Origin of the sequence: Gillisia xinjiangensis (genome assembly GCF_046298265.1) — a bacterium.
GTDB classification, from domain to species: Bacteria; Bacteroidota; Bacteroidia; order Flavobacteriales; family Flavobacteriaceae; genus Gillisia; species Gillisia xinjiangensis.
Genome location: NZ_JBKAHK010000011.1, coordinates 50,679 through 69,022 on the forward strand (window position 1 = coordinate 50,679; position 18,344 = coordinate 69,022).

The following is an 18,344-nucleotide window of genomic DNA, read 5'->3' on the forward strand; positions in this document are numbered from 1 at the left end:
CATCCCAAATCTCACAACAAATAAATGAGCTCACAAGAAATAGCAAATAAACTTTGGAACCTATGTAATGTTTTACGGGATGACGGAGTAACCTATCACCAGTATTTAAACGAACTAACCTATATACTATTCTTAAAATTATCAGAAGTTAAAGGTTTCGAAGAGCACCTTCCTGAAGAATACAGATGGAGAGGTTTTGTAGATGAACCCGATAATAACGAAGCCTTTTTGCGCTACCGTAAATTCCTGGCTGAAATCAGCAACAAAACTACTAGCGACAGTATTAAGGAAATTTATGCGGATGCTTCTACAAGTTTACGAAAGCCTGTAAATTTTGATACCCTTGTGCAGGCCATTGAGAAGATTGACTGGTATGAAGAGAATGAACGGGATGCTATGGGAGATATTTATGAAACCCTGTTAGAAAAGAATGCCGGAGAGAAGAAAAGTGGGGCAGGGCAGTATTTTACACCCAGGCCATTGATCAATGTGATGGTAGATCTTCTTGTACCGAAATTAGGAGAAAAATGGAATGATCCCGCAGCCGGAACCTTTGGGTTTATGATCTCTGCAGATCATTACCTGAGATCTAAAAATGATGATTACTATAAGCTCTCAGAGAAAGAAAGGAAATTCCAGGAGCAAGAAGCTTTTAGCGGAGTAGAATTGGTGGGTGATGCTCATAGATTAGCTTTAATGAATGCCCGACTTCACGGAATGGAAAGCAGGATTTATTTAGCAGATAGCTTAACAGAATTCGGAAAAAGTCTTAAGAATTTTGACGGGGTGCTGGCAAATCCCCCGTTTGGAACTAAAAAAGGAGGAGAGCGGCCCTCCAGGGATGATTTTACCTTTCCTACCAGTAACAAGCAACTTAACTTTTTACAACATATTTACCGAAGCCTGAAGAAAGACGGCAAAGCCCGCGCAGCTGTAGTCCTGCCGGATAATGTGCTTTTTGAAGATGGAGACGGGCAGCGCATACGCCGAGACCTGATGGATAAATGTAATGTGCATACTATTTTGCGTTTACCAACCGGGATCTTTTATGCTGCCGGCGTAAAAACCAATGTATTATTCTTCACACGTGGTACTACTGAAACCAAAAACACTAAAGATGTATGGTTTTATGACATGCGAACTAACGTTCCCAATTACGGAAAACGGACTCCATTTACCGAAAAAGCTTTTGAAGATTTTATAAAGGCTTACACAGGTGGAATTGGATTTGATGAAGTGGAGGAAAAATATGACGGATTGGTTAGCGATGCAAAGCGGGAGAAAATTAAAGATGAACGTTGGAATAAGATCTCTCGTGAAACAATTGAGGAGAAGAACGACAGCCTTGATTTAGGTTTAATTTCGGACAGCAGTATTAGTAACGGAGAAGATTTAGGAGAACCGGTAGAAATCGCGAAAGAAGCGCTTGCTGAAATTAAAGAAATTACTGAGCAGTTAAATGCAATGATAAAGGAGTTGAGTTAATGAATGAAGAACTGCCAAAGAACTGGGTTAAAACGGAAGTGAAAATGCTTTCTGAGTTAATAAGAGGTGTTTCCTATAAAAAGGAAGATGCTAAATCTTTTAGAAATGAGGGTGATTATCTAATCCTTAGGGGAGGAAACATCCAGGATGGAATAATAGTAGGTAATGCCGGAGAAGTTTATATTGATGAAAAATTTATTAAGGAAAATCAGAAAATAAGAAAAGGTGATATAATAATTGTTGGTTCTACCGGTAGTAAAAAATTAATTGGTAAAGCTGGAATTGCACAAGCAGATTATGAAAATGTTTCCTTCGGTGCTTTTTTAATGTTGATTCGACCTTTAAAAGGTTTGAACCCCGGATTTTTTGACTATTATTTCCTATCAGATAACTATAGGGAAAGGATAAGAGAATTAGCAGGCGGAATAAATATCAATAATATAAGAAAAGATTATATAGAAGAATTAAAGTTTCCTCTTCCTCCTCTTCCCGAACAAAATCGAATTGTTGTTAAATTGGATAAGCTGTTTAAGCAACTGGAGGTAATCAAAGAAAGAATAACAACCTTAAAAGCCATAAAAGAAAGGTTTATATATAGTTGTTTGGTAAATAATCAAACAAAACAATTTTTTCCACGGCAAAAAATTGGTAGATATTTAGAGGAAAGATCTGAAAGGATTGGAAAAAATTGGGAGAGTTGTCGTAAGATTGGAGTCTCCGCAAAAAAAGGAATTATAGATTTAAGTACCGGCCAAAAGATGACTTTTGAGAATTATAAAGTGGTAATTCCGGGGGACTTCATCTACAACACGATGAGGGTCAATATAGGTTCAATTGCAATTTATACAGGAAAAGAAATTGTAATTACAAGTCCGGATTATGTCGTATTCCGTGTGAAAGAATTTCTCTCTTCTGAACTATTATTAGGTTTTTTAAAGTCGAAACAAGGGCTTCTTGAAATCGGGGCCAACACTAAAGGAAGTGTTCGTGCACGTCTTTATTTTAAAAGTTTGTCTGAGATTCGAATGCCGGTAAGTGGTCAGAAGACACAAATTCTCGCTGAAAAATTCCTTACTACCTATTCTCATTCACTCAGAAAAATAAAGAATATTTCAATGACAAAGTTGGTAGACCTAGAAAAAGCAATTTTAACTAAAGCTTTTAAAGGAGAGCTGGTACCTCAATTGCAAAGTGATGGAGATGCGCGCGAGTTGTTGGAGGAGATTGAGAAGTTGAGGAAAGAGAGGGGGAAAAGAAAGAAAGAGTCTAGCCAAAAATTTAGATCATAAATATGTTTATTAGCTGTTTAAACTTTATTAAAAATTTATTTAGTGAGAAATCAAGGGTTGACTTTCAATCTGAAGAAATTTCTGATCTTGATTATGAGAGCTTATGTGAATTATATTATAAGAATGAATGGCTTGGACATCAAATAAATAAAGAAGGATTAGAAAAATTATGGTTTGATTATACAGATCATCAAGAAAAAAAAATTTTAATTCAGCTAATAAATAATTTCACCTATCTAACACAGGAAGATTCAGTTGTAAAACTGCGACAGAAGTTGGATGAAGGTATTCGAGATTGGTCGTTACTTCCGAAAAACACTTTGTTTATAGGGTTTAGGAAACATAAATTTCCCGATGGGTCAGAAATATTATTGAATCAAATAAAAGCTATTTTAGTTGAATTAAATGGGGATTGGCAGGAACAAAACTTAATACCTGATTTTCATTATGGAATTGAAAGAATTAAAAAAGGTGGGTTTACGCGAGATGGGTTGTTTTTGAAGAACATTGTTTTAGTAGATGATTTTATTGGTACAGGTGGAACAGCAGAGAAAAATTTAAAGCATCTTCAAAACATATTATCAGAAGTAAAAGGAGAGCATAATCTGAAAATTTTTTCAGTTGCCGCAATGAAAAGCGGAATTAAAAAAATTAAAAAGTTAGATGTTTCGTTAAAAACATGTATTGAGTTAGATAAAGCCACAACAATTATTTATCCCATTTTTAAACGTAAAAAATTTAGAAAAAAGATAGTGATAATGGAAAGGATATTATATAAAGGTAAGGACCCTGAAAGTTTAGAAAAATTTAGTCTGGGATTTGGTAAATCAGAAACATTATATTCTTGGGGCAGATTTAATCTTCCAAACAATAATCTTCCCTTATTTTGGTGGAACCGTTATACAGATGGCTCAAAGCGAAAAGCTTTATTTAATCGTATGCAATGAAGAAAAACATTAAAACACTTATAGAGTACCTTCAGGAAGTTCAAAACGATGAGGTTAAAATATCTTTTTTTAAAGAAAAATATGATCCATTAGATTTAGCTACAAAACTTAAAAATTTAGAACAATGTGATTTAATTGAAATAGATTGGGATAGGAAAATGATTTTAAAAAAATTTTCTACAGAAAAATTATTATCAAAAAAAAATAGTTTAAATAGAAAAAAAATTTTGAAACCAGATTATTTGAATGGCACAGAAATAGAAATTAATAAACCATATATTTAACACAAAAGAAGAAGGATTAGAAAATGGGGCGTAGTCGCCCCAGTATCGCTAAGGCTGTTTTATCCATTATAATGCTTTGTTAGAACTGCAATCAAGAAATATGATCACAGTTATAGTAACCATCATCATACATTGCTGAATGGAACCGGTTTTTCTTTATTATTTACAATTAAGTAATTCTTCTTCTATTATTTTTATAAATTTTGGATTATACTTTTAAAAATTGGAGTGATATAATAGAGAAATCGGACCTTAGTCAAAAGTTGAAGGAGGAAAGACTTTTCGTAGTAAGGCAATCTTTTCAAAATAATGTTCCGGTCATTATTGATCCAAAACATTTATCTCTTTTATTAGGAGTTAAATTTGGTGTTTTAACGGCAATGGTAAATAAACCTTCTAGTTTTTACCGGAATTTCCAAATTCCTAAACGTAAGGGGGGGATAAGAGAAATAGTAACACCATATAAATCTCTCTTAGAAACACAACAATGGATCAATCTGCACATTTTATCCCAATTTAGAGTTCATCCCGCAGCATTCGCTTATGTGAAAAAGAAAAATATAGCTCAGAATGCGTATAGACATATAGGCAGGGAAGAAATGCTGAAAATGGATTTAGTTGATTTTTTTCCTACTATTAAAATTCCGAGGGTACGAGAACTTTTTAAAAGATTAGGATATTCCAAAGAAGTAACAAATTATTTGAGTCAATTATGTTGTCTTAATGGAAGTTTACCCCAGGGTGCTGCTTCAAGTCCTTTAATTAGTAATATAATTTTAAATACATTAGATAAAAGGTTATCAGCATTTGCAAGAAAAAAGAATTTAATATATACCCGTTATGCAGATGATATTGCTTTTTCAGGGAAAAGCATTCCGCCTGATTTTCAAGCCCTAGTTGGAATGACTGTTAATGATGAAGGTTTTACTATTAATAGTCAAAAAACGAAATTCTATAAAAAATATCAAAGAAAAATATTAACAGGTGTTGTTGTCAAAGAGGATTCTTTAACCCTTCCTAAACCAAAAAGAAGAGAAATTAAACAGCAGGTTCATTATATTTTAACATACGGCATAATGGATCAAGTAGAATATAATAAAGATATTTATTATATAGATCGTGTCTTGGGAAGGTTAAGCTATTGGAAGCAGATTGAACCGGAAAATGCCTTCGTAATAAATTCCTTGTCTTCTATTTCTTTGATGTATTCTAATGTCTTAAAGGACTTAAGTTGATAAATAATTTAATTTCAAAATTTCTATGCTAAAACCTCAAACGATTCAAATATTTCTTCCGGACGGTTCACCTACAAGTATTCGGGAAGCAGAACTAACTAATCGATTGGTTAAAGCCATTCTTTTTCCCAGAAATAAACTTCAGGAGGTATCAAAAAGAGATCAAATTAATAATACAGGAATTTATTTTTTGTTTGGAACAAAAGAGGATGTTGCCAAACCTATAGTTTATATAGGAGAGGGCGAATGTTGCTATAATAGAATCCAATCACATAACCGAAATAAGGATTTCTGGACTCATTGTGTTGTTATAACGACTAAAACAAACGAATACACAAAAACAGATGGAAAATATCTTGAGCATCATAGTATTAAAATTGCCGCACAAGTAGGAAGATATGAGTTGGACAATGATACAGGATCCAGAAGAACATCAATTTCAGAAAGCCGGGAACATGATCTTCTGGATAATTTTGAAACGGCTAAGATTCTTTTAGCAACTCTGGGTTATCCCATATTTGAGGAAAAACGGAAAATAACCTCTGAAAATGAGATGTTTTTTTACAAAGGAAAAACAACACATGCCGTAGGGCACTTAGTAGATGATGGTTATATTGTGTTAAAAGGAAGTAAAGCACTTTTATTAGAAACACCTGCTGCAAGTTCCTGGGTAATTGGTTTAAGAAAAAAATTAAGGGAACAAAACGTTTTAAAAGAAGTAAATAATTATTTGGTATTCCAAGAGGATTATATCTTTAGCTCTCCCAGCGCAGCTGCATCTGCGGTTAAAGGTAGGAATTCGAATGGATGGACGTCATGGAAAAACAAAGAAGGTAAAACTTTAGACGAGATAAAAAGGAAAAATTAGAAGGATCTCTGTGAAATTCAGGTTTTTACCCTTTAGATTTTTTGAGGCACTACCAATCATTTCTTTTTCTTTTAAATATGTTGAATTCGCTCTTCACAAATTCCCTAATTGGCTCCCAAAGAGTAATACGGGAGCCTGCTTCTTCAAAAACTTTAGCGTGATTTCTTTCTCCAAAAGATTTCATTTGAACATAATTGTTTTGAAAAGTTTCTATGGAACGGCAGGAGGATGCAAGCTTATGATAGGAAACAGATTTATTATTTTCTAAAAGTTCCATATAAGCAATGAGAATACGTGAATTTATTTGATGGGGATTTTTAAACCACCTCGGGATTCTGTTTTGGACTTTAAAAACCTCATCCATCTTTTCATCCTCAACAATGTAATTAATTTCAGGTTCTGGAATTTCGTTTCCCGGATCATCAATTGAAGTCTCAATTTCACTATCCTCTAGTATAAAAAAGGAAATTTCGCTTAGCACCTCTTCAATAGTATGGCGGCTATAGTTTTTTGCCAGATCCTTTTTCACCAGTGCTTTTAACTTTTCCTCAAAAGCCTGAGAGGAAAGTTCTTCTTTTAATTTTTCTGTAGAGGAAGATTTTTTACCGTTTCGGAACTTTCTGTTAAGGAGTTGGTTTAACAATTCAAATCTAATTTTTTGATGATTAAAAAAGGAACCTGGTTTCATGATAGTGGATTAGTTATAAGAGCAAATTGTTAAGCTGTGAATCTTTGTACTTCCTAATTTAGGAAATTAATTCCAGGTTGGAGAATGTAAAATATAGGTTACAATAAAAAATGCCACATTTTCAAATAGTTATGCTTATTAATTTGCCAGGCTAAGCCTAATTTAAAACGGAAAATTGAATCGAGATATTGGACTGGTATTTATAGTTTATTGTTCACCAAATTAGTTAGTAAATGCTGTTTAAATCATTTAGATAACTCCCGGAAAAAGTCTTCCAGATCATTATTATAAATTCCTTCTTCCTTCAATTGCAGGTCGGTTTTTCCATCGGTCATATCCCAAATCTTTGCATTTATTCTTTTAGAATGAAAGAAAGGCAATTTTTTATAGGCTATTGAAACCGCATTTTCACTCATATCAGGTATGATTAAAACTTTATGACCGATAAGGCAATCAATTTTATCATCGGTTAATCCATTGATGCCACCATAAGCTAGCCACACATACTGTGGGAGCAGTATTTCACCCACTATGGCCGTCTTTTCACTTTCAACCAGAACAACGGTCCTGGTTCCCTTAAATGACTCACTTAGCAAATGTGCTCCAAACAAACAGGCGAAATAACCAGTTTCATTCTTATAGGGAACCTTAAACTTATTAGTTCTTTTACCCTCATTATTATAATAGGAAATTTTTGCTTTTTGAACCAGGGCATTTTCATTGGTAAGCCAGAAGATAGTTCCACCGTCCTTCGTAGTTCCAATGGCATAGGTTTCCTTCACACCATCGACCAATTCCTGCGGAAAATTGTTTCTAAGGTATTTCAATAAATTATTTTCAGGTTCTATTTGAAAATACTTCCAGATGATTGCCTCAGGAATAAATTTTTGTTCAGGATGATTTATCTCCTGATTGACATTTTCGGATAATGGCAGGGTAGTGGAGCTAACCACACCTTGTTCCCAAGAACTGGTTGTTTCATTCCACTGATATTCTTCTCCCTTTTCATCGCTGTAAACAGCAGGTGGGGTAGTAGCTATCCCACAGGAATGACAGTAGCCATAAGTTAATGGATATCCTTCATAATTAACGAATTTGCCATCTATGTTTCGTTTGCCACAACAAGGGGAAATAATTGTGGTATTCCTTTTCTTACTGAATTTTAATAATCTATCTTTTTTTAAGAGCATAGGTTAAGTGTTGTGCAACGTGCAACCCGCAATCTTATTCAGGGTTGAATGCAAATAATTGATTGTTAATGTGTTGAAGTGATTTGAGAGCTAAAGTGCAAGTTGCAGGTTGCATTATATTTTAATTTTAGCCATTTTTCTGGAGATGGTGGACTTATTCACACCAAGAACAGCAGCAATTTGTTGTTGGGTAGCATTGTTTTTTATTCCCAATCTAATTATGTCTCCGGGGTTGATGTTTTTTACTTGCCCTGCCAGCTTCTGCTTAATGATTCTGAAATTTATCAAATAAAACTCCATGATTCTTACGGCTTCGTTTACAGTTTCAGGTTCTACTTTTAAACTTAGTTCGGGTTTAGCGGATTGTTTAATGAGATGTAATATTAAAACCATTTTATGAATGTTAATTTGAATTTTTGACAGATATTCTTTTTCTCCACTTTCCGTATCTTTTTGATCATCTAATAGTTTTTGAGTATAATCGAATAATATATCTTCAGCCTCAGAAGTACAGGTTAACACATATGGGGCATCTATTTTTTTTTCCTCAACTACTAGGCGGTGGTCCATTATTCTCAAAAGATTATCTGAATAGTTTCTTAAACAATCCAGTCCTATTCTATATTTAGATAATTTTGAATTGTGAGTAAGTTTCAGACTATAGCATAGCCGATCTGTCAACCCACTTTCTTCATTCCCTCCTGAAAATATTTTAGGTATAAATTGTTCCTGTATGGAACCCAAAAGAGTAGGATAGGACTTTGTTAGACGGAAACTCTCTGTTGTTTTTCTTAGAATGTCTACGTGTTTGTTTGTATTCCCTTGGAGTAGTAATTGTCGCCAGGCAGGGCCGTCTTTGCTCGAAGGATTACTCATTTTTTCTATGAGATGATACATTTCGTCAATAAAAATGCCTAATGAAAAAGGATTCTTATGGTGCATGTAATAAGCAGCTTCTACTGTAGCATCTTGAATGAACAATTGTTTCCTGTCTATAATGTCTCCAGGATCGGCTTCCAAAGATTTCTCTCTGAACTCTTCATACTTTTGGTTATCATATTTATTTAAGGGACCGGTGGCCAAATCCATAGCAGGAGACTTTGCATCACCCCTGCTTCCTATTAAGGCAAAGTATAAGTTTCCATAATTAGAATAGCCAAGTGCATCTATTTGAAAAGCCAATCCAGAAGCATTGCAGAAAGCAAAAAATATTGAACTTAGTAAATATTCCTTCGGTATTCGCTTATACTCAAAAGCTTCGTTTATAAGGTCTTTTATATAAACAGGTAAAGCGTTTATTATATCATCTAGCAAGTTGACGGCACTTTCTTCTAAACTGGAACTATGCTCCTGGATTCCCTTTTCGACGTCCTGTAAACTGTTTATTTCCATGGAAATTGATTTTGAAGATAAACAACTGTTTTAGTTTTGGTATCATAATACGCACTGGTGCCATCATTACCTTTTGGAGCATTTTGTACAGGGTAGTAGCGCTGTTGGGAAACATTCATAATTGCCTGAATATCTCCTTTTGTTGCAGGTTTGTTTTCCTCCTTAGTGAATATTGATTTTCCGACTTCCGTAGCAATATTGGCTATTGTTGCGTTCCCAATACCTCCCCAGGTAATACCATCCTTTTGTTCTTTTTCTGTGGGTACTTTCAGGCCTTTAGTAGCTTGATTTATTTGAAGTTTCTTATTGCGATTGTGGGAATTAACTCTACAGCTGTTGCTGCAAAATTTTTGTTTGTGTCTCCTCTTTGGTAAATATGTTTTAGAGCAATAATCACAGGTATATAAGTGTTTTTCCATTATTTTGAATTAAAGTAACGTTAGATTAACGGAAGAATGAATCTTCCTCATGTAAGTTTTTGTGTCCAGAACTTTCATATTTTTATCCACGGTATCATAGTATACAGCGGCAGAACCATTCTGATTCAAACTCAAAATCCTGATATAGTTTTGTTTCGAATTAGGCATATCCTTTTCTTTAATAGATTTTTTAAAATCTCCGGTTTTTATGCAGATACTCAGCTGCTTTAGATTTCGCGGTTGAAGATTCGATAACAGCAACGGGATTTTCTCCTTTCTTTAACCACTCTATTAGGGCAGCACGCGAAAAAAGTAGTTTTTTTCCCTGTTTGAAATATGGAATTTCATTGCGATGGGTTTTGCCGTAGATTGTTGCCGGACTTAGGTCGAGAAGTTTGGCTGCTTGTTTCGCATTTAGGATGTCTTCCTGATTGTTTTCTTCAGCATCTTTTTTTGCGAGTTCATAAAAGACTTTAGCGATTTTCACTAAGTCCTCATCTTCGTAAATTGTTCCTTGTTTCATCTTTTTGTTTTAATAGATTTATAATTGGAAAACAAGATTACGTGATGTCTGCAGTATTAGCTCTATCGATGGGTTACCCCTGAGCAGGCCGTGGGTTTTGTGTATATGTCTGTTTATCAAATATTTAAACCTGAATAAAATCAATAAACAACACAAAAAAACCAGCTATTTTGGGTAGCTGGTTTTAGTTTTTTTATAAGTTTGGCTTTAAATGTTATATTTTACTTTGTATCATTCTCACTTCAGATTCCAGTCTAATAAGGCCTAATTTATCCAATTTATTGATAAGCATTTCTAAAAATTTACCATTTTTAAACTTAAAGAAATGATCATAATCCCTTTGAAAAAGGTTGTAGGATTGAGCACTCTCTGCTTTCTTGTAGAATATAGATAAATCATCTATTCCCGAAACGACGTAAGAAAACTTTATAAATTCGGTTCTGCCTAACCCTTTATGAAATATAATTTCTTGATAAAACACTTTGAGAAGAAATATCTTCTCTTCCTGTGTAAAAGCTTTCAATCGTTCTTTTGTTTGAGCAATTTCCTGGCTGTAGTCTCTTTTTGTCTTGCTTCCAGACCGTTCTAATTGAGGCCAGATCTTTTTATGAAGGTTTAAGAAATATTCGGCTGATTCGTAATTCTGGTCATACCTTGAGAAGTCAATTGGTTTCCATTTCTTGTCCCGGTACACCAGATCAAAATATTTGTCATAATTGTTTACTACATCTATGACATCTTGGTAGGCTTTATTTTCTGATAATTCTTCAACGAAAACAGAATACTCTGCTTCCTTGTGCTTCTCTACAAACAGCTTTTTTGTCTTCCGCTCAAGGACACCAGGAAATAGGAATTCTGGAAAAGAAACCTTATTGTTTTGGGTTGTAAAATATTTGTAGATTTCCATTTCAGTCTGGAGCGAAGATGTATCAAATTGTTGGCTTCTCCATTCTTCAAGTTTCGCTCTAACTTCATTATAGGTCTCCCTGAAATCCCTTTCATCTTCATCGTTTTCTTTTGAGCTCTTAAATTCACTATTGACGAACCTTTCTAATTGTTCTAAGGTCTCCGTGTATTTTTCTTCAAACACTATGCTATAATCCATCTAAATCTAAGTTTATCCTGTTAGCTGCTTTTACTTTATTATGATCCATAACCTTTGTATAAATTTGGGTAGTTGATACATTTTTATGCCCGAGAAGTTTAGAGACGGTATAAATATCTGTTCCGTTAGCCAACTGCAGCGTGGCGTAGCTATGTCTAAAATTGTGAAAGGAAATCTTTTTATGTATTCCCGCATCTGTCAACCACTTTTTGAGTGGGCGGGAAATCTGATGATATTTGAATTCATTAAAAATAATTCCTTCTCTAGTCTCCTGCGCATTTAAAATATTTATAGCGGTCTTTGCAATAGGATGATTTTTAATACTACCAGTCTTTTGCTCCCTAAACTGAATATAGTTCCCTTGATGGGTATCTTCATAGACATCCTCCCAGGATAGGTTGATAACATCAGAAAACCGTAATCCAGTTAATGCGGAAAACAAAGCCATGTGCTTTACTTTTATATTATCAATTGGGGTATTCCAAAGCTTGGTAAGTTCTTTTTCAGACAAGTATTCCCTATGTGTATCTTGCTCGCGAATATGCCTGGCATCCTCTGCTAAATTTTTATTAAGAAGTTTTTCTTTAAAAGCCCTTTTTAATACCATTATAAAGTTCTTGTAATAAGTAGAAGCCGTATTTATGGCTAACTTACCTTTATCCGTTCTAAGGTTTTTGGTAGCTAGCAGAAAACTTCGATATTCATTGACATGCCAATTGGTGAGATTTTGAGAGGTAAGATCCTTCCCCATAAATGCATTCCAATAAGCCAGGGAAGCTTTCCAGGTAAAATAATTCCCTCTGCTTCCTGAATCTAAGTATTCATCTACTACTTCCTGATAAAAATCACTGAATTTGATATCAAGTATAATGTTATCCTTTAATCCGAATTCTTTATTTCTCAATTGCAGAAATCTAGTTGCCCTTATCTCTTCTGCTATTTCAATTTGGGAATCATTGAACTTTTCCTCCTGAATATTTTCGGGAAACTCATAAATTTTTATTTTCAAAAACTCCCTTCGGGATAATTTACCAGTTTTTGGAATAATTACAGGTGGATAGTAGTCGAGATAGAGGCTCAACATCCCATTTTTTATTGGTTTAGATCGTAAAGCTACTGTGGCCATAGTTTAATTTTGTTGGTAGAATATATGATCTACTTCTGTTCTTTTTATACGCGTTAACCGGTCTCCTATATTTGTTGCATTAATGGTTCCTTTTTCAATTAGGCGATAAATGGTTTTTGAAGAACAGCCTAACAAAAGAGCGGTATCTTTAACACTCAAAAACTCCCTTAACTGCAATTCCTGAACCCTATCCTTTGGATCTACTACCCTTGAAGCGTACTTTCTAGTGGAAGAGGAAATCTTTTCAGCACGTTTCTTGGCCTTATAGGCAATCTTCGCACAGTCCTTCCCACAGAATTTTGTGACAGTTGTTTTCGCGATGAATTCGCGGTTGCATAACTGGCATTTTTTGTTGATTCTCATATTAGAGCTCATAGGGTACTTTTAAGGGTAATAAGCATATCTAAGCGGAAATAAGGGTCATTTCGCTTGGGCTTTTTAGAGGACATAAGGGACATAAGGGACATGATTTCGCCATTTTTAAGAGACATGGGCATAAAATTTAATTTTGGTGGAAATTAAGGGCATTTTGGCCTTATTTGAAGCCAAAACTAGAAATAAATTTATTATAAAAGGTACAAATAATGTTAAATTTGTACCTTTTATCAAAAAGAAACAAAAGAGGTTTGTTGTGTAAAGTCAATAATAGCGTGCTATTTGGCTTGTTTTTCCTTTTGTTGGTTTGTTGCTCTATTTCCCAATACAAAAATTAGCAAAAATATTCCCCAGCAATTCATCGTTGGTAACCTGACCCGTGATTTCACCAAAATGATACAAAGCCTGCCGGATGTCTATGGCTAAAAGATCTCCGGAAAGGTTGTTGTTCAAGCCTTCCTGTACCTTGTTTATTTCCTCAAGCGCACTCAAAAGGGCGTTGTAATGCCGGCTGTTTGTCACAATGGTATTATTGTTTTGCAATTCCCCAAGATTGACGAATTCCAGGAGTTTGGCTTTTAATTCTTCCACGCCTATATTTTCTTTGGCTGAGATAGCTATTAGATCTGGGCCTTCGGCTGCGCTCAGGCTGTCTTTAAGATTTGAGATTTCGGATTCACTTAATTTATCTGTTTTATTGGCAACGATGAGTAAAGGTTTTTGTGGAAACTTATTCTGGATCTTTTCAATTTCTACTTTGAACTTTGAACCCTGAACTTTGAACAGTTCTGCGTTAAGCAGAAAAACAATTACCTGGGCCTGGGCGATCTTTTCAAAAGTCCGTTTTATTCCCAGGCCTTCAATTATGTCTTGTGTCTCACGGATCCCGGCGGTATCGATAAATCTGAAACCCACCCCGCCAATGGAAATTTCATCTTCAATAGAGTCCCGGGTGGTCCCGGCAATTTCAGAAACGATTGCTCTTTCTTCATTCAGCAGGGCATTAAGCAATGTAGATTTCCCCACATTAGGCTCCCCTATAATCGCCACAGGAATACCATTTTTAATCACATTTCCGGTAGCAAATGAATCTATCAGGCGTTTTAAAACCTGCTGTATCCTGCTCACCAGATCCCTGAATTGATCCCGGTTGGCAAATTCCACGTCTTCCTCTGCAAAATCCAGTTCGAGTTCAATTAAAGAAGCAAAATCCAATAATTCCTGACGTAGCCGCTGGATCTCGTTGGAAAATCCTCCGCGCATTTGTTGCATTGCAATTTGGTGGGAGGCTTGGTTTTCAGAAGAAATAAGATCGGCTACCGCTTCGGCCTGACTCAGGTCCATCTTTCCGTTTAAAAATGCCCGAAGGGTAAATTCCCCTGCTTCGGCGGACCGAGCTCCTTTCCGTATTAAAAGCTGAATTATTTCCTGCTGTATATATTGGCTTCCGTGACAGGAAATTTCTATGGTGTTTTCACCGGTATAGGATCTTGGTCCGTGAAAAATTGAGATCAAAACTTCATCCAGGATGCGTTCACCATCTACAAGATTGCCCAAATGCAGGGTATGTGAAGGCTGATCCTGAATATTTTTATTGCTTTTTGCTTTAAATAAAGGGGCGACCAATTTTATGGCTTCGGTTCCCGAAACCCTTATTACTGCAATTGCTCCTGCGCCGGAAGGAGTAGCCAGTGCTACTACGGTATCATTTAATCTCATAGGTGCAAAGGTACGAAAAGCCCCCTAAATCCCCTGAAGGGGTATTTTAAATATCAATCCTAAGTAGACCGAAACTGTAGTCACCTAAAAAAGTATATTTAGTCATCCTTAAAATTAAGGATTGATTTACTTTTATGTAACAAACCGCTTAAAAAAGCTACTTATCTTTATAAAGAGGTTTGTTTTTAAATGACTCTTTTTATCATCAATCATCCAAAAACAATTTCATCATGAGAGAAGACAGACAATTATTAATGATTACACATTTGAGTCAGCTGCTTGACTTTGTAACTGGTATAGGCGGATTTATAGTTCCCCTTATTCTTTGGGCTACCCAAAAGGAACAAGTCGCTGGAATGGATATGCATGGGAAAATGATCCTTAATTTCCAGATCAGCATTTTTATTTACAGTATCGTAAGTATTCCGCTGATCTTTCTTTTTGGACTCGGTATTTTTCTTCTGATAGCCATTGGTCTTATCGCCCTAATATTACCTGTCATAAATGCCATTAAAGTAAGCAACGGAGAAATGCCGGATTATCCGTTGTCTATTAAATTTTTGAATTAGATCAGAAATTCTAGTGGGATGATGGCTGGAATATAAAAAAATCCCGATTTAACGTGAAACTTTATTTTTGTTTAAGATTGTATCAAACTCTTCTATCTCTTAAATTTAAGTTCTCCCATTCATAATATTGACTTAGATTATTTTATATTTATCCAGGCTAATTTTTTGGATAACTTTGGATAACTGATAGCCGAAAAACCTGGAATTTTTAAACGGATTTTCTTCAATAGATGAATGGAATTCGTTCCTTTTTATAAGTCTTTGTCCAAAACCCGTTTAGAAAGAATTGTTGAAAATCTATAGAGTTTTATGATGAGTGCGTATCTTAGAGGAAGACAGCCTTCAACCGCGACAGCTTTAAGCTATTTTGTTGCAAGATTATTTTAGAAATGAAAAAAGATAAAGATAAAGATCCAAAAGGGTCCAGGGATAAAAAGGAACCAAAAAAGTCGCCAAAACCATCACAAAAGGAGTTAAACAAATTCCCAATTGTAGGAATAGGTGCTTCTGCAGGAGGACTTGAGGCTCTTGAGCTGTTTTTTAGCAGTGTGCCGGAAGGCTGCGATATGGCCTTTGTTGTTATTCAACATCTTGATCCGGACCACCAGGGAATGATGCCGGAGCTGCTTCAACGAATCACTCCTTTAAAAGTATACCAGGCAACAGATTGGTTAAAAGTGGAACCTAACAGTATTTATGTAATCCCCCCAAATAAGAGCCTTTCTATTGAGGATGATACCCTGCATTTATCCAATCCTGTTGAAAAAAGGGGACTCCGGTTACCCATTGATTTCTTTTTTAGGTCTTTGGCAGAAGACAGGCGGGAAAAAAGTATTGGAGTAGTCCTTACAGGAATGGGATCTGACGGAAGCCTGGGAGTTAAAGCTATTAAAGAAAAAAGCGGGTTGGTATTGGTACAGGACCCAGACACCGCAAAATTCGACAATATGCCCCGAAGTGCAATTAATGCCGTTCAGGCAGATATTGTGGCATCGGCAGAAGAATTACCCAAAAAACTGCTGGATTTTAATAAGTGTATTCCCACTGATGAGGAGCTTGTTCAAACTAATACATTCGATAAAGAAAATCTTGAAAAAATTATATTCCTTCTTCAAAAACAATCAGGACACGATTTTTCCCAGTACAAAAAAAACACCTTATTCCGAAGAATAGATCGGCGAAAGGGAATTCATCGTTTAGATCGTATAGATGCGTATATACTTTTTTTGGAGGAAAATCCGGAAGAGCTTGATATCCTTTTTAAAGAACTGCTTATAGGGGTTACCAGCTTTTTTAGAGATGAAGCAGTTTGGGAAAAACTTAAGACAAGTGTACTTCCGGAATTGATGAAAGCAGCCTCTTATGATCAGGTTTTGCGTGCCTGGATTCCTGCCTGTTCTACGGGAGAGGAAGCATATTCTTTGGCCATTATTTTTACAGAAGCCATTGAAAAGGTGAAGAAACAAAAGAATTTGACGTTCCAAATATTTGCTACAGATATTGACCAGGAAGCCATCGAAAAAGCCAGGAAAGGATTTTTCTCCACTAATATTTCTGCCAATGTTTCCCCGGAGCGACTCAAAAAATTTTTTAAGTCGGAATCCGATGGTTATCAAATAAATCCCTCAATAAGGGATATGGTAGTATTTGCACCTCAAAATGTTATAAAAGATCCTCCTTTTACAAAGCTCGATCTGCTTTTGTGCAGGAATATGCTTATCTATATGGAGCCTGAATTACAGGAAAAACTCATCGTCCTTTTTAATTATAGTTTAAAAAAAGATGGAATAATGATCCTGGGGTCTTCAGAAACCTTAGGTAAACAAACAGAGGGTTTCAAAGAACTGGATTCAAAATTAAAAATATATCAACGCACTTCTACAAATTCAAGCCGGGAACTGGTTAATTTTCCAAGTGCATTTTTCAGAAAAAAAATATTGACTTCAGAAAAAAAGAAAAGCCCGGAGGTGATTGAGAATATTCAAACCCTTGCAGATCAGGTTTTGCTCCAGCGTTTTGCCCCGGCTAGTGTATTGGTAAATGAAAAAGGAGATATTCTGTATATCACAGGACGTACAGGGAATTATCTGGAGCCGGTGGCAGGAAAAGCAAATTGGAATATTTTCGCTATGGCACGGGAAGGCCTGCGTCTCGAACTTCCCGCAGCTTTTCGAAAAGCGGCTGAAAATTATGAACCGGTTAAATTAAACCATATTAGAATTGAAGCCAACACCAAAATTCTCTTTGTTAATTTGCTGGTACAACGTCTTGATAATCCAGCTACGATCAAAGATAAGATTATGGTGGTTTTTAACGATGTTACCGATGAGACTGAAATAAAGGATACAAAGCCATTCCTAACAAAAGGGAGTTCTGGAAAAGAGCAAAGTGAGCTTGAAATGGAACTGCAACGAAGTTATGAAGAAATAAAAAATATCAGGGAACAAATGCAAATCTCTCAGGAGGAGTTGCAGTCTACCAATGAGGAATTGCAGTCTACCAACGAAGAATTGCAGTCTACAAATGAGGAACTTACCACCTCTAAAGAAGAAATGCAAAGTATGAATGAGGAGTTGCAAACCGTAAACATAGAGCTTAGAAGCAAGGTGAGGGACTATGTACAGGCAGACAGCGATATGAAAAACCTTTTGAACAGTACACAAATCGCTACTCTTTTCCTGGACAAGGATTTGAACATCCGTAGGTACACTAAAGAGGTAACTTCATTGTTTAAAATTCGTAAAACCGATATAGGCAGGGCGTTCACCGATCTTGTTTCGGAACTGGAATATCCGGAGATTAAAAGTGATACCCAGAAGGTACTGAACACCTTGATTTTCGTGGAAAAACCAATTCAAACCAAGGATGGACGATGGTTTAATGTAAGGATCATGCCCTACAGGACCCACGATGACAGAATTGACGGTTTGGTAATAACCTTTACCAATATAACAAAGGCTAAAAAGCTGGAAATTGAATTAAAAGAAGTTAATGATGAACTTCGGAAAAATAAAAAAAACCAATAATATCATTTGCTGAAAAAGGGATAAGAATTAACCATATTCAATTGTAAAAAAGGAATTACAAAAGTGCCACAGCAGAAATTTGAGACATCGCCACTGAAGGCGTG

At 35.5% G+C, this 18,344-nt stretch carries 17 protein-coding genes; 8 read left to right on the top strand and 9 right to left on the bottom strand.

Annotated features, from left to right (window positions below):
* Positions 1 to 24: 24 nt before the first annotated feature.
* The 6 genes from ACKGJN_RS15795 to ACKGJN_RS15820 all read left to right on the top strand — a co-directional run bounded on the left by ACKGJN_RS15795 (position 25) and on the right by ACKGJN_RS15820 (position 6,108).
* A complete protein-coding gene (locus ACKGJN_RS15795) occupies positions 25 to 1,485 on the top strand; it encodes a class I SAM-dependent DNA methyltransferase (protein WP_409540525.1) in 1,461 nt (486 codons plus the stop codon).
* Positions 1,485 to 2,774: a restriction endonuclease subunit S gene (locus ACKGJN_RS15800; RefSeq protein ID WP_409540526.1), complete on the top strand. Its 1,290-nt coding sequence runs from the start codon at positions 1,485 to 1,487 to the stop codon at positions 2,772 to 2,774. The genes ACKGJN_RS15795 and ACKGJN_RS15800 overlap by 1 nt, the downstream gene beginning before the upstream one ends.
* Before the next feature lie 2 nt (positions 2,775 to 2,776).
* Entirely contained in the window at positions 2,777 to 3,721 is a 945-nt protein-coding gene (locus ACKGJN_RS15805) for a phosphoribosyltransferase (protein ID WP_409540527.1), read from the top strand.
* Entirely contained in the window at positions 3,718 to 4,005 is a 288-nt protein-coding gene (locus ACKGJN_RS15810; RefSeq protein ID WP_409540528.1) for a hypothetical protein, read from the top strand. Before ACKGJN_RS15805 ends, ACKGJN_RS15810 begins: the two co-directional genes overlap by 4 nt.
* Before the next feature lie 203 nt (positions 4,006 to 4,208).
* Positions 4,209 to 5,240, top strand: coding sequence for a retron St85 family RNA-directed DNA polymerase (locus ACKGJN_RS15815; RefSeq protein ID WP_409540529.1), 1,032 nt, complete (start codon positions 4,209 to 4,211; stop codon positions 5,238 to 5,240).
* A 25-nt stretch (positions 5,241 to 5,265) separates the two neighbouring features.
* Positions 5,266 to 6,108: a GIY-YIG nuclease family protein gene (locus ACKGJN_RS15820; protein WP_409540530.1), complete on the top strand. Its 843-nt coding sequence runs from the start codon at positions 5,266 to 5,268 to the stop codon at positions 6,106 to 6,108.
* A 49-nt stretch (positions 6,109 to 6,157) separates the two neighbouring features.
* Here the strand turns inward: ACKGJN_RS15820 and ACKGJN_RS15825 are convergent, their stop codons facing one another.
* From ACKGJN_RS15825 to mnmE, 9 genes are all read right to left on the bottom strand, one after another.
* A complete protein-coding gene (locus tag ACKGJN_RS15825; protein WP_409540531.1) occupies positions 6,158 to 6,796 on the bottom strand; it encodes a hypothetical protein in 639 nt (212 codons plus the stop codon).
* Positions 6,797 to 7,041: 245 nt separating this feature from the next.
* Positions 7,042 to 7,986, bottom strand: coding sequence for a DUF6371 domain-containing protein (locus ACKGJN_RS15830; protein WP_409540532.1), 945 nt, complete (start codon positions 7,984 to 7,986; stop codon positions 7,042 to 7,044).
* A 114-nt stretch (positions 7,987 to 8,100) separates the two neighbouring features.
* A complete protein-coding gene (locus ACKGJN_RS15835) occupies positions 8,101 to 9,378 on the bottom strand; it encodes a DUF3987 domain-containing protein (protein ID WP_409540533.1) in 1,278 nt (425 codons plus the stop codon).
* The gene (locus tag ACKGJN_RS15840; RefSeq protein WP_409540534.1) at positions 9,369 to 9,797 is read right to left on the bottom strand and encodes a hypothetical protein; all 429 of its coding nucleotides are present in this window, start codon (positions 9,795 to 9,797) and stop codon (positions 9,369 to 9,371) included. Before ACKGJN_RS15840 ends, ACKGJN_RS15835 begins: the two co-directional genes overlap by 10 nt.
* A gap of 190 nt (positions 9,798 to 9,987) precedes the next feature.
* The gene (locus ACKGJN_RS15845; RefSeq protein ID WP_409540535.1) at positions 9,988 to 10,320 is read right to left on the bottom strand and encodes a helix-turn-helix domain-containing protein; all 333 of its coding nucleotides are present in this window, start codon (positions 10,318 to 10,320) and stop codon (positions 9,988 to 9,990) included.
* 214 nt (positions 10,321 to 10,534) lie between these two features.
* Positions 10,535 to 11,425 (bottom strand): hypothetical protein, encoded by an 891-nt coding sequence (locus tag ACKGJN_RS15850; RefSeq protein WP_409540536.1) that lies wholly within the window; start codon positions 11,423 to 11,425, stop codon positions 10,535 to 10,537.
* On the bottom strand, positions 11,415 to 12,551 hold the full coding sequence (locus tag ACKGJN_RS15855; RefSeq protein WP_409540537.1) for a tyrosine-type recombinase/integrase: 1,137 nt from the start codon (positions 12,549 to 12,551) through the stop codon (positions 11,415 to 11,417). Before ACKGJN_RS15855 ends, ACKGJN_RS15850 begins: the two co-directional genes overlap by 11 nt.
* 3 nt (positions 12,552 to 12,554) lie before the next feature.
* The gene (locus ACKGJN_RS15860; protein WP_409540538.1) at positions 12,555 to 12,926 is read right to left on the bottom strand and encodes a helix-turn-helix domain-containing protein; all 372 of its coding nucleotides are present in this window, start codon (positions 12,924 to 12,926) and stop codon (positions 12,555 to 12,557) included.
* A 315-nt stretch (positions 12,927 to 13,241) separates the two neighbouring features.
* On the bottom strand, positions 13,242 to 14,645 hold the full coding sequence (gene mnmE / locus ACKGJN_RS15865; protein WP_409540539.1) for a tRNA uridine-5-carboxymethylaminomethyl(34) synthesis GTPase MnmE: 1,404 nt from the start codon (positions 14,643 to 14,645) through the stop codon (positions 13,242 to 13,244).
* A 230-nt stretch (positions 14,646 to 14,875) separates the two neighbouring features.
* Here mnmE and ACKGJN_RS15870 point away from each other — a divergent pair, with 230 nt between their 5' ends.
* Together ACKGJN_RS15870 and ACKGJN_RS15875 are read left to right on the top strand one after the other, a co-directional pair.
* Complete coding sequence (locus ACKGJN_RS15870; RefSeq protein ID WP_409540540.1) at positions 14,876 to 15,214, top strand: DUF4870 domain-containing protein; 339 nt, start codon at positions 14,876 to 14,878, stop codon at positions 15,212 to 15,214.
* Positions 15,215 to 15,603: 389 nt separating this feature from the next.
* A complete protein-coding gene (locus tag ACKGJN_RS15875) occupies positions 15,604 to 18,240 on the top strand; it encodes a chemotaxis protein CheB (protein WP_409540541.1) in 2,637 nt (878 codons plus the stop codon).
* Positions 18,241 to 18,344: the final 104 nt, after the last annotated feature.